This window comes from Bacillus sp. SSR7, from assembly GCF_055902415.1.
Window position 1 is genome coordinate 596,594 of sequence record NZ_JBVVXV010000001.1, and the last position, 12,895, is coordinate 609,488.

General features: G+C 33.5%; 13 protein-coding genes, 1 riboswitch and 2 other annotated features. Of the genes, 4 read left to right on the plus strand and 9 right to left on the minus strand.

What is annotated here, in order from left to right; all coding sequences use genetic code 11:
• Positions 1-180: 180 nt before the first annotated feature.
• The 5 genes from thrS to AC0NJG_RS02985 form a co-directional block, all read right to left on the minus strand.
• A complete protein-coding gene (gene thrS, locus AC0NJG_RS02965; RefSeq protein WP_088327865.1) occupies positions 181-2,103 on the minus strand; it encodes a threonine--tRNA ligase in 1,923 nt (640 codons plus the stop codon).
• Between the two features lie 44 nt (positions 2,104-2,147).
• Positions 2,148-2,370, minus strand: a binding site (T-box leader).
• 35 nt (positions 2,371-2,405) lie between these two features.
• Positions 2,406-2,630: a binding site (T-box leader), on the minus strand.
• Between the two features lie 122 nt (positions 2,631-2,752).
• On the minus strand, positions 2,753-3,460 hold the full coding sequence (gene rluF, locus AC0NJG_RS02970; RefSeq protein WP_001222167.1) for a 23S rRNA pseudouridine(2604) synthase RluF: 708 nt from the start codon (positions 3,458-3,460) through the stop codon (positions 2,753-2,755).
• Between the two features lie 184 nt (positions 3,461-3,644).
• Entirely contained in the window at positions 3,645-4,265 is a 621-nt protein-coding gene (locus tag AC0NJG_RS02975; RefSeq protein WP_087952486.1) for a YdbC family protein, read from the minus strand.
• A gap of 77 nt (positions 4,266-4,342) precedes the next feature.
• Positions 4,343-5,206 carry a nucleotidyltransferase family protein gene (locus AC0NJG_RS02980; RefSeq protein ID WP_474062826.1) on the minus strand — a complete coding sequence of 288 codons (864 nt, stop codon included), beginning with the start codon at positions 5,204-5,206 and terminating at the stop codon, positions 4,343-4,345.
• Between the two features lie 148 nt (positions 5,207-5,354).
• Entirely contained in the window at positions 5,355-5,699 is a 345-nt protein-coding gene (locus tag AC0NJG_RS02985) for a hypothetical protein (protein ID WP_143881102.1), read from the minus strand.
• Positions 5,700-5,831: 132 nt separating this feature from the next.
• On the opposite strand from AC0NJG_RS02985, the gene AC0NJG_RS02990 reads away from it, so the two are divergent.
• The 3 genes from AC0NJG_RS02990 (at position 5,832) to AC0NJG_RS03000 (ending at position 9,633) form a co-directional block, all read left to right on the plus strand.
• A complete protein-coding gene (locus tag AC0NJG_RS02990) occupies positions 5,832-6,407 on the plus strand; it encodes a hypothetical protein (RefSeq protein ID WP_173601463.1) in 576 nt (191 codons plus the stop codon).
• A gap of 207 nt (positions 6,408-6,614) precedes the next feature.
• Positions 6,615-6,732: riboswitch (glycine riboswitch) on the plus strand.
• Between the two features lie 107 nt (positions 6,733-6,839).
• Positions 6,840-8,207 (plus strand): alanine/glycine:cation symporter family protein, encoded by a 1,368-nt coding sequence (locus tag AC0NJG_RS02995; protein WP_474062827.1) that lies wholly within the window; start codon positions 6,840-6,842, stop codon positions 8,205-8,207.
• Between the two features lie 232 nt (positions 8,208-8,439).
• Positions 8,440-9,633, plus strand: coding sequence for a S8 family peptidase (locus AC0NJG_RS03000; protein ID WP_143881099.1), 1,194 nt, complete (start codon positions 8,440-8,442; stop codon positions 9,631-9,633).
• A 100-nt stretch (positions 9,634-9,733) separates the two neighbouring features.
• Here the strand turns inward: AC0NJG_RS03000 and AC0NJG_RS03005 are convergent, their stop codons facing one another.
• Both AC0NJG_RS03005 and AC0NJG_RS03010 read right to left on the minus strand, forming a co-directional pair.
• A complete protein-coding gene (locus AC0NJG_RS03005; protein WP_474062828.1) occupies positions 9,734-10,258 on the minus strand; it encodes a DinB family protein in 525 nt (174 codons plus the stop codon).
• Positions 10,259-10,272: 14 nt separating this feature from the next.
• Positions 10,273-11,040, minus strand: a complete 768-nt coding sequence (locus AC0NJG_RS03010) for a DUF3891 family protein (RefSeq protein WP_087952478.1) — start codon at positions 11,038-11,040, stop codon at positions 10,273-10,275.
• A gap of 205 nt (positions 11,041-11,245) precedes the next feature.
• On the opposite strand from AC0NJG_RS03010, the gene AC0NJG_RS03015 reads away from it, so the two are divergent.
• Complete coding sequence (locus AC0NJG_RS03015) at positions 11,246-11,518, plus strand: HU family DNA-binding protein (protein ID WP_001043907.1); 273 nt, start codon at positions 11,246-11,248, stop codon at positions 11,516-11,518.
• 37 nt (positions 11,519-11,555) lie between these two features.
• Here AC0NJG_RS03015 and AC0NJG_RS03020 read toward each other — a convergent pair whose 3' ends face one another.
• Both AC0NJG_RS03020 and sfp read right to left on the minus strand, forming a co-directional pair.
• Complete coding sequence (locus AC0NJG_RS03020; protein ID WP_000959131.1) at positions 11,556-12,098, minus strand: hypothetical protein; 543 nt, start codon at positions 12,096-12,098, stop codon at positions 11,556-11,558.
• A gap of 35 nt (positions 12,099-12,133) precedes the next feature.
• Entirely contained in the window at positions 12,134-12,883 is a 750-nt protein-coding gene (sfp, locus tag AC0NJG_RS03025) for a 4'-phosphopantetheinyl transferase Sfp (protein ID WP_143881097.1), read from the minus strand.
• Between the last annotated feature and the right edge of the window lie 12 nt (positions 12,884-12,895).

The window sequence follows — 12,895 nt, forward strand, 5'->3', positions numbered from 1 at the left end:
CCTTAAGAATTTTTTAATTTTTCAATCAGAAAGGATTACACGGATAACATGAACCTATTTCCTACTTCATATTCTCATTTTTCTACAACTCGTTCCCTCGATTTCGCTTACATTTACCTTACATTTTTGTAAGATAAAAAAGAAAACACACTAATTTCTAATAGTGTGTTTTCTTTACAATCAATATTTTCTATTCTTTATTTCTTCTTCAATACTTGCCACAAATACATCTAGCGCAATAACTTCTGACTTCTCTTCCCCATATTTACGTACATTTACAGCTCCGCTTTCCATTTCCTTATCCCCAATAACAAGAACATACGGTACTTTTTGCATTTGTGCTTCTCTTATTTTATATCCTAATTTTTCATCTCGTGCATCTTGTTCAACACGAATCCCAGCTTGTGCTAATTTATATGCAACCTCACTGGCATATTGTTCATGTACTGCATTTGAAACTGGAATTACTTTTACTTGAACTGGTGCCACCCATGCCGGGAACGCACCTCCAAAGTGCTCAATTAATATTGCTAAGAAGCGATCTAATGACCCTAAAACTGCCCTGTGAATAACAACTGGTCTTTTCTTTTCATTCTTCTCATCTATATAATTTAAATCAAATTTCTCTGGCATTTGGAAATCAAGCTGGATTGTTCCGCACTGGTGACTTCTATTTAAAGCATCTTTAATATGAAAATCAATTTTCGGCCCGTAAAATGCACCGTCACCTTCATTTAGTCTATATTTATAATTTAGCGATTGTAATACATTTTCTAATGCTGCTTCTGCTTGCTCCCATAATTTATCATCACCCATTGAATCTTCTGGACGAGTAGAAAGCTCTACTTCATATTCGAATCCAAAAGTTTTATATACGTAATCAATTTGCGCCATTACTGATTTAATTTCATCTTCAATTTGTTTTGGAGTTACAAATAAATGTGCATCATCTTGGCAGAAAGTACGTACTCTTAATAACCCGTTTAACGCACCACTAAATTCATGACGATGTACTTGACCAAATTCACACATACGAATCGGTAATTCACGATAAGAATGCAATTTATTTTTAAACATAAGCATGTGCCCTGGGCAGTTCATCGGTTTTAATGCAAAACTTTTATTATCTACTTCAGAGAAATACATATTATCTTTATAATGTCCCCAGTGCCCTGATCTCTCCCATACTTCTTGGTTCATCATGAACGGAGTGCGTACTTCTTGATAATTGTACTCTTTTTGAATTTCTCTTAAAAATGCTTCCAATTCGTTACGAATTATTTGTCCTTTCGGTAAATAAAACGGCATTCCCGGAGCCTCTTCAGAAAACATAAATAACTCAAGCTCACTGCCTAACTTACGATGATTTCTTTTTGCTGCTTCTTCAACGAAATGTAAATACTCTTCTAATTCTTTTTGAGAAAAGAATGCAACACCATATATACGCTGAAGCACTTGATTATTACTATCTCCTCGCCAATATGCACCTGAAACGTGAGTTAATTGGAAAGCTTTCAAATAGCCTGTTGAAGGTAAATGCGGTCCTCTACATAAATCTACAAATTCACCTTGTTTATATAGTGTTACACTTTCCCCACTAGGAATTGCCTCTAACAATTCTAATTTCAGATGATCATTCATTTCTTGAAACAATGTTTTTGCCTCTTCTCGTGAAACTTCAACTCGTTCTATTTTTACATTTTCATTTATAATTTTTTTCATTTCTTTTTCGATTTTCGGTAAATCTTCTACATTTACACTACTTGGAAGATCCATATCATAATAAAAACCATTTTCAATAACAGGCCCTACTCCAAGATTTATATCACCATACAATCTTTTTACAGCTTGCGCTAAGATATGTGCCGCGGAGTGTCTTGCAATTTCTACACCTTCATCTGAATCTATAGTAATGATTTCTACTTCCGCATTTTCTTCAATATTTCGGCGTAAATCATATAACCCATCATTTACTTTCCCCGCGACTGCTTTCTTTTTTAAGCTACTGCTAATGGATCCCGCAATTTCTTCTAAAGTAATTCCTTTTACAAATTCTTTCACGCTACCATCTGGAAATTTAATTTCAATCATTTGTTCTTTCATTTTTCATCTCTCCATTTCATAATAAAAAGCACACTCATCCCTAAAATAGGGACGAGCGTGCTTATACCCGTGGTTCCACCCAGATTCCCATTGCAAACAAACAATGGCTTCTTTTACGGTAACGTCGCTTACACGGCACTAGATACTTAGTTTCCCTAGTGCAGCTCTAAGGTGGTAAGTTATTTTTCTGCGTTAGGAAGTTCTCAGCTTTCCTTCCTTCTCTGTACAACCGGGGAAAATAACTCGTGTCCTTTTCTTCGCTTATTATGAAATTGAATGCAAAAAAGCATATTCATCCCTAAAATAGGGACGAATATGCTTATATCCGTGGTTCCACCCAGATTCCCATCACAAAAAAACATAATGGCTTCTTTTGCGATAACGTCGCTTACACGGCACTAGATACTTAGTTTCCCTAGTGCAGCTCTAAGGTGGTAAGTTATTTTTCTGCGTTAGGAAGTTCTCAGCTTTCCTTCCTTCTCTGTATAACCGGGGAAAATAACTCGTGTCCTTTTCTTTGCTTTTTTAAGTACATCCATTAATTGTTATTTACTATATCTTATTCATTTTATTTTTGCAAGTGTTTAAAAAAATTATTTATTTAATTAAAAAAAGTGAAACCAAATTTTTTTGGTTTCACTTCACAATTTTACCAATCTTGTGGTTCGTAATTTAAGTCTGCAAATAGACGGCGTTTCTCTTTTTTTGTTAAATCTCTCCACTGTCCAACGGGTAAATTATTTAATTCAATATTCATAATTCTCGTACGTTTTAACGTGTATACTTGATAACCTAAAGCTTCACACATACGACGAATTTGGCGATTCAACCCTTGTGTTAAAATAATTTTGAACTCATATTTTGATAACTGTGTGATCTCACAAGGAAGTGTTTTTGTACCTAAAATTTTAACACCTGCCGCCATTTTTTCTAAGAAATCGGGTGTAATTGGCTTATCTACTGAAACGATATATTCTTTCTCATGTTTGTTTTCAGCACGTAAAATCTCATTAACAATATCACCATCATTCGTTAACAAAATTAAACCATCTGAGTCTTTATCAAGACGTCCAATATGGCTAATTCGTAAAGGGTGATTCACTAAATCGATAATATTACCTTTTACTGATTTTTCACTTGTACATGTAATACCTACTGGCTTATTTAAAGCGATATATACGTGATCTCGAGCAATACGAAGTTGCTCTCCATTTACGCGTACATCATCACCTGGATTCACTTGGTCACCAATTTTTGCAACCTTACCGTTAATAATTACTCTTCTCTCATTAATTAATTTATCTGCTCCGCGTCGAGACGCTTTTCCAGCTTCACTAATAAATTTATTGATACGCAAATTAGGCACTTCCTTTTCTAAAAAAATTCTAGCTCACACTGCTTCTACCGTACAATACAAAAGGGTAAGCCTGCTATTATAACTTAAATATATTAACATGAAAGGGTATATAACGTCTTCTATTAATTACTCATTTATAAGAAAATATCTTTATTATACATTCATTTATGCACTTTTTCCGCGCTTAATATACAAGCCATTCTTCCTTACATACAGCTTGTTTTCCTCTTATATCTTCTATATCTTCATGAATATTAGCTAATTTATATAAACCTGGAAACATCTCTTCCACATAATGTTGATGAGCCATTTCATCTTTCCAATAAGTGAACACTATGTAACGGTTCTCATTTTTTAAAGACTTCCCAACTACTCCACCTAACATTCCTTTTGCTTTTTCCATTCCTTTATTCCAAATTGTTTCTTGCTTATGTAAAAAATACTTTTCCTTTCCTAACTTTAAATCACATATAGCAACTCTTACGAATGAGCCTTCTGTCACAACATCTTTCAAATGCGTATCAGCTATATCATACAACGTTTGAAACAGTTCAATTTCACATGAAAGAAAAGTATCCGCTTGATTGCTATTTACATAAATTGTATCGTGAGCACCATTCATAAATGATTGATACGCACTTCTATCTTCCCATAAAGTAAATACGCATGCCTCATCTTTATGCCATCCACCAAATTGTCCATGAAATCCATCTAGATACTGTATATCTTGCCATTTTTCTTGTGCTTTTGAAAACAATTCTTTTTTCTCTTCTTCTACCTTACAGTAGATTGTTTTTAGTAGCATTTTTAATTCCCCCTTATCTTATATTCCATTTCCCATTTGCAATATTTTCTACATTTCCACCTACACGAACATTCATTTCACTTTCTCCCTCTTTTTTGTTTACATAATATTTTTATGTTATTCTGGTTATCTATATTATTCAAAAAATCAGCCGCTCTTTCTATTAGCCATTCACCAAATGTACTTAAAAATAATAAAATTTCATTTATATCATTTATCGGCTCAATTACATATTGTAATGCCTTTCTCATATTTTTTTCTTGTTCAGGAAAATGCTTACTAAATAATTCATATGCAGGATATAAGTCTCTGGAATAAAGCCCTTCTCTCTCAATTGTCAATGCCAGACCTGACCTGATTATTATCTTCATAATCCAACGACAACAATCTTCTATATCTTCCACGCCTTTATTATGTATTAACTCTTTGCGTGCTTGTCCAATTTGTTTCCCCAGTTGAATAAGGTGTTCATGGGCTAACTCCTGACTTACTTTATATTTAGGTAAAGACGATGTTACATCTTCACCACATATACATACTCCATGTGTCTGTATCATAAAGCTTATAAAAGAAAAACTCTTTGAATTTATCACTTCTTTTTCACTGTAAAAACTCAATTCCACTCCTGTTATACAATTAAACTTTTGCAAACTTTGAACTTCTAGTTTCTTTCGCCAACTTAAGTCTATTAATTTGGGATCCTTTCGTACTACTATAATTACATCTATATCTGCAATTCCTTCAATTCCAATCCCCCTTGGAATTGAGCCTCTTATATAAACACTGTGTAAATCATCCTGTAACAATTCACAACAAGTATTTTTTATTTCCTGTATTACCTCCATAAACATAGGTTGCACTTTTTCAATATGTGCATCATTTATAATATATCCTTCATCATCTGTAGGACAAAAACGTCCTATTTTTTTTATACTTGGCAAATTATCAACTCATTTCTAGTAAGAAATACTATTTTATTCTATACGCATAATGATTATTATTCAAATAATTCAGAATTAAAAAACCAAAAAAAGGATAGGAAGTAAACAGTCTAAAATAACGTTTATTTCCTATCTCTTTTATCATCAATCATTTTTCAAATATAGAATACGTAATTTCTCCTGGATAATGTAATACAGTTACCTTCCGCTCTCCTTTTTTAAAACTAATAGTATGCCCGTTTTCCCCTAAGTTCTCCCATTCACTTGCCTTTGTAATAGGCATTACACTTATATATTTATAATTCTCTTCCTTATCATCGTTAATATGGATTGCTGACATTGGTACCAGAAAATCTTCAATTTTAGATTCTTTGTCTAAATATATGAGTGCAATTAAGCTAATTAACAGCATAGTCATTGAAATATTTGAAACTAGTTTTCTTCTATTCATTTTCACTAAAATTCCTCTTTTCTCACATATTTCTTTTATCATTTTACTAACTTTAATTATTCGCGTATAGAAAAAATATAATTTAAATCATTTCTAACCTATTTTCTCTACTTAAAACAACATTATTGTTATATATTAGAATTATAAGTTTTTAAATTTTGGAGGCGTTACATATTGCAGAAATTACTTTTTACTAAATGGACTGTTGTTATTTCTATTTTCATCATTTTCAGTACGATTTTATATGTTACTAATGTGAAAAATAACAACAAAAAAGCAACTGTAGAAACAGTGGATACAAAAATTTTTAAAACTAAATTACAACCTAAAATCAATGAATTAACTACTAATTATAATGACATCATCGAAAAAGATTGGTTGCCTGCCTGGGAAGAGATTAACACGAATGGAGATTCAGTAGATAGAAATAAACTACTAGTTACAATGAATGCTGTTTCCAGGCAATACGAAACAATTATGAACGAAATAGACATGCTTAAAATCGAAGAAAACATAACAGATATAAATATACAAAAACAACTAATTGAATTCACAACTCAGTTTAAATCCGCATCAAATTTTATGAAAAATGCAGCAAATTTGATTATAGACGGAGCAAATAACTCTACTCCAACCAATGAAACTATTGAAAAAACAAAACATGCTTTAGGGCTTGCAGATCAACATATTGTCATCGCTTTATCTACTTTAACTGAAGTTGAAGAGAAATTAGCACTTGCAAAAAAATAAAACTGTTTACTATTTTACAATAAAAAAAGATTGCAATTAACATTTTGTCTGTCTATAATGTTTTTATTGATTTATTATCAATGTTTTTATAAATTTTATAATTCGGATGAACCATTCAGGAGAAGGTCTATTGATCTACCGACGGGGCAAAAAGTTGTTAACCGACTTTGAAACTCTCAGGTCTTGTTTACAAGTAGAACTGCATGGGGACGAATCTCTGGAGAGACTCCCTCTCGCTTTATAGCGTAGAGGAAAACGAGCACCGAAGGAGCAAATCCGCTATTCTAGCGGATAATCTCTCAGGTAAAAGGACAGAGACAAGCGAAAGAAAAAGCCGATTTGTATCGGTTTATTTTTCTATCCCTTGTTTCTCCAGAGACCATTTCATTTACTTGAAGTGGTTTTTATTTTTTCTAAAAAAGGAGAATAAAGATGGAGACAGTAAGTAAAGTATTAGAACAAATCAATCACTATGTGTGGGGATTACCGACGTTGTTATTACTCGTTGGTACTGGAATCATTCTCACAGTGCGTTTAAAAGGTTTACAGTTTAGTAAACTGGTATACGCTCACAAACTAGCTTTTAAAAAATCAGAAGATACATCTTCCTCTGGAGATATTAGCCACTTCCAAGCACTTATGACAGCTATGGCGGCAACGATTGGAATGGGAAATATAGCAGGTGTTGCAACTGCTGTGACGATCGGTGGGCCCGGTGCAATCTTTTGGATGTGGATTACTGCTTTGTTCGGTATGGCAACAAAATATGCCGAAGCAATTCTTGCAGTGAAATACCGTGTTAGTAATGAAAATGGCGAATATTCAGGTGGACCAATGTACTATTTAGAACGTGGTTTAGGTAAGAAATGGCTTGCAGTTTTATTCGCTATATTCGGTACAACTGCTTCTTTCGGTATCGGGAATATGGTGCAATCTAACTCTGTTGCAGAGGCAATGCGAATTAATTTCTCTTTCCCTCCTGCTTTAACTGGTATAGTAATGTCATTTTTAATCGCTATCGTTATTTTAGGCGGTGTTAAAAAAATCGGGAAAGTGACAGGATATATCGTTCCTATTAAAGCTTTCTTTTATATCATCGCTGGTCTTATCATTATTTTCTATCACTACGATCAAATTCCTGAAGCATTTTTACTTATTTTTTCTGGTGCATTTAATGGTACTGCAGCAGCTGGTGGTTTTATCGGTGCGACTGTTGCATCAGCGATTCAAATCGGAATGGCGCGCGGTGTATTTGCGAACGAAGCTGGTTTAGGTAGTGCCCCTATTGCTGCGGCGGCTGCAAAAACAGATTCACCTGCAAAGCAAGCTTTAGTTTCTATGACTGGTACTTTTCTAGATACGTTTATTGTATGTACAATTACAGGACTTGTATTAATTACTACAGGTGCATGGAAGTCTGGTAAAACTGGGGTTGAAGCTACAACACTTGCGTTCCAATCCGTATTTGGCATTGCTGGTAGTATGATTCTAGGTATCGCCATTATATTATTCGCCTACTCTACTATTTTAGGCTGGTCGTATTACGGTGAGAAATGTGTAGCTTATTTATTTGGAGAAAGTGCTGTTAAATATTATAAAGCAACCTTTATTGTCATGATTGCTATTGGTGCGAATTTAAAATTAGGCATCGTATGGACATTTGCGGATATTGCAAATGGACTTATGGCGATTCCAAACTTAATTGGTCTTATTGGGTTAAGTAGTATTGTTGTTGCTGAAACAAATCGCTTTTTACAAGCAGAGAAATTGAAAGAAAATAATAAAAAACAGGCAAGTTAATCTATGAAAGTAGGAATGACTCATATATGATGAGCATTCCTTTTTTCATCCCCTCTTTTACTTAATTACTATCATTAAAAATATATTTATATCAATGTTTACTCCTTTTTATTCCTCCAAAAGTTTTTCACATAAATGTCATAAATCGTATGGTCTAACTATATAGTTGAAAAGGAATGCGACATTAAAGTGTCGCTGAAAAACTCATCCAAGAAAAGGGAGGAAAAATCTTTTGAAAAACAAAATCATTGTTTTCCTATCTGTTTTGTCATTTATTATTGGTGGTTTCTTCTTTAACACGAATACTTCAAGCGCTGAAACATCATCTACTGATTACGTTCCTAACCAATTAATTGTTAAGTTCAAACAAAATGCATCTTTAAGTAATGTGCAATCTTTTCATAAATCTGTCGGAGCTAATGTCTTATCTAAAGATGATAAGTTAGGTTTTGAAGTCGTACAATTTTCAAAAGGTACTGTAAAAGAAAAAATAAAGAGTTATAAAAATAATCCAGATGTAGAATATGCAGAACCGAATTATTACGTTCACGCCTTTTGGACTCCAAACGACCCATATTTTAATAGTCAATACGGATTACAAAAGATTCAAGCTCCACAAGCTTGGGATAGCCAACGAAGTGATCCCGGTGTAAAAGTAGCCATTATTGATACAGGAGTTCAAGGCTCACACCCTGATTTGGCTTCGAAAGTAATTTACGGGCATGATTATGTTGATAACGACAATGTTTCTGATGACGGTAATGGTCATGGTACGCATTGCGCTGGAATTACTGGGGCACTTACGAATAATAGTGTCGGAATTGCTGGTGTTGCCCCACAAACTTCAATTTATGCTGTCCGCGTATTAGATAATCAAGGAAGTGGTACTCTTGATGCTGTAGCACAAGGTATTCGAGAAGCTGCTGATTCGGGTGCAAAAGTAATTAGTTTAAGTTTAGGAGCTCCAAATGGTGGGACTGCATTACAACAAGCCGTTCAATATGCATGGAATAAAGGCTCTGTTATTGTTGCAGCTGCTGGAAATGCTGGAAATACAAAAGCTAATTACCCTGCTTATTACAGCGAAGTGATTGCAGTTGCTTCTACAGATCAATCAGATAAGAAATCTTCATTTTCTACTTATGGTAGCTGGGTAGATGTTGCAGCACCAGGTTCAAATATATATTCCACATATAAAGGAAGCACGTATCAATCATTAAGTGGTACATCTATGGCAACACCTCATGTCGCAGGAGTTGCTGCTCTTTTAGCAAATCAAGGATATAGCAATACACAAATTCGCCAAATTATTGAGTCTACTACAGATAAAATTAGTGGTACAGGTACGTACTGGAAAAACGGTAGAGTCAATGCATATAAGGCTGTACAATATGCGAAGCAATTACAAGAAAATAAAGCTTCTTAAGAAATAAAGTAAAACTTTAATCAGTCGCTCTACCATTAATGCGGAATAAAATAGAAGGAGAGACTTCTACAACGAAAGCCTCTCCTTCTTATAAACTATATTACTCTCCCTGCTTTTTAACCATATGTAAATACAGAACAAAATCCATCATTGTCGACGAATGACCAAGTTGACGAATCATCGCTGTTATATTTCCTCTATGATATGTACCATGATTTACGACATGTTGTACTAACTCTAAAATTGAAGTTTCTAATTTTCCTACATATGGATTCTCGATAACAAATGCAGCATTCACATCTTGTATTGTACTTAAAAAGTCTTTATATAGATTTGCCATGTTTTCAAACATTTTTTCTAATTCATGTAACGATTTGTTTTCCATTTGTTTTCGTAATTCTTCTCGGCCTTGTATGGCTTCATTCATACTTTTACCATGCAATATGTGTAACCACACTTGATCTGTAATATAAATATGGGCAAACGTATCCTTGATTGATGGAAATACACTCTGTATCTGTTCAGTAAAAATAGTCTCATAGTTTGGTAATTTTTTTAGTCGATTGAATAATCGTATATTAGCCCAAGCATGGTAATCCACCTGTTTTAACATGTACTCTCTCAAACGAAATCGCCTCCTTATTGTATGAAACGAATAGTTTGTTTCTTCATTTTTGATTCTCTATCAGCCTTAACAATTCCTTTTTCTTCAATTTTACATTTATCTATAGTTTTATATTTTACGTGCGTATAAAATTCCGTTTGAAATGGAAACGGTGTAATGCGAATTGTTTCCTCATCTATCCATTCAGCTTGAATAGGTTTCTCCTCTTTACTATTAAACATTTCTGTCCCTTCAAAGCCATCTTTAAACAAATCAATTTCATCTTTCTTTTCTATCCCTGGTTTATTCATACAGACATATAAAGAAAGTTCGTCGCAAAACTTTAATAATCTATAATGTTTATCGAACATCGTAAATTGTTCTTTTGTTAGCGTTGTCAATATTCTTTTTTGTCGTTCCAATTCCCCTGTATAAAATGACATCATCTCTTCATCTTCCTCATTTAATGGAAATGATAAAAAATGCTTACTACAAAGTAATGCTCCGTATGGATTGGAATCTTCAATTTCATTCAAACCAATCGTATAAAAGACAAAGCGTAATGAACTTGGACAATCCATAAATGTATATGGGATATTTTTAGCATCATTCAAAATTGGTACTTTATCAAGTTCTATCCATCCTCTATCATGCTCATATATTGCATCAATTGTCTCTTTTAAATATGTGTCATCTTCAAAAAAATCTTCTTTTATATGCTTTGCAATCTCTCCAGCTAAAAAACCATGATCATGTTGACGAATTAATATACTTTCTTTCTCATCCTTTTCACGAAAAATCATCCGTATACTCCCCCTCATCCTCATATTACAGCGTTTTCTATTCATCAATTCTTAATTAATCCCTAATTGTTAGCAGGGATTCAGTTTCTTGCAACGAAATTAACATAACTATATAGCATTCTTTCTAACAATATAAATAGCTTTATCTTTACTATCTATTATACTAAATCATTCATTCCAAAAAATTTTTTTATGAGGTGAAAACATGAACAAAACAGAATTAATTAAAAATGTCGCACAATCAGCTGATATTTCTCAAAAAGATGCTTCTGCAGCTGTACAATCTGTATTTGACACAATTGCTACTGCATTACAATCTGGTGATAAAGTTCAATTAATTGGCTTTGGAACTTTTGAAGTTCGTGAAAGATCTGCTCGTACAGGACGTAATCCACAAACCGGCGAAGAAATTCAAATCGCTGCTGGTAAAGTTCCTGCATTTAAAGCAGGTAAAGAGTTAAAAGAAGCTGTGAAATAAACAAGAAACCAGCCATTTTATAGGCTGGTTTCTTGTTTTAATTTAGTAATTGCTTTATATTTTCTGCATGATACACCTCGCAAATATAAAATATGCATCTGCAGTTACTTACAATTTGATATTTTCTTGTTGGATACACATGCGCCGAAACAGAGCATCCATCGAACAATTCAATAATATTCCCAGAAGGCTGATATCCTTCATATAATACGTTCCTTCTTACTTCCATCTTTTCTATAAGTTTTTCAACTGGAATGTTTCCACTCTCTAACTCCCTCTTTATTGTATTTGGTAAAAACGAGGTATCCGCAAAAATGAGATTTTCAGATAATACTTTTCCTTTATAACTAATATTGGATACACGGTAAAGAAATGTTCCGTTTTTATCAAAGAAACTCTTTGCTTCTTTCGGGATATACTGTCTATCAAGCACCTCTTGTTCTAGAACATCAAACTGAACTGTATCATTCAAAAGCTTTTCTAAAGCATGAATAGATGATGTATCTCCAGAAAATAAAATATTTTTAATTGCTTGTACATGATAAGTGAATTCATTTGTTCTATTTTCCGCTACTAGCATGAGGAACACCTCTTCTATAAAATATTTTATTAAACTTATTTATCATTTAAAAGCGCTACTGCATCCAGCTGTATGATTTCGGTGACTTCTTTACTGAATATTGCAATTGAAGCCGTATAATCTACACTTGGCCTTAAATCTCTCATCACTGTATTTTCTACTAACTCTTGTCTATCCTTAAAAAACAACAAGTTTGGAGGTTCATTTGGAGCTGATATAGTAATATCCACTGGTGGAATCATTAGACCTTCACCTGTCGCTTTGAGCACAGCTTCCTTTCTAGTCCAATATGTTAAAAAACCTTCTATTTTTTGTTCATTAGGTAATTTCATAACTTGCGCTATTTCAATGTCTGTTAATACACCTTCTGCCATTTTCATTACATCTATATTTGGATTCATTTGTTCAACATCAACGCCTACAGGTGCAGACTTTGTAAATGCAACAACAACCCATTCACCCGAATGTGAAACCGATAACTGCGGCATACCCTCTGGTAATTGTGGTCTACCATGTTGTAAATTACATACTGGGCACAGCCTATCAATTGGCACTTGAACTGGTGACATAGAAAGTATTTTACCTAGAACTAATCTACTAATTACACAACCGATTATAAAACGAGCACGATCTGCCGAATGATGATATGAATTTGCCTTCTCTCGTTCAACATCATTTAGTAAATTGTAATGCCATGATTGTAAATCCGAAATTCTTCCCCACCATATTTGACAATCATTCTCATTCAAAATCGGTATAGAATCTACAACTTTACTTTCTATCATGTAAACTCTCTC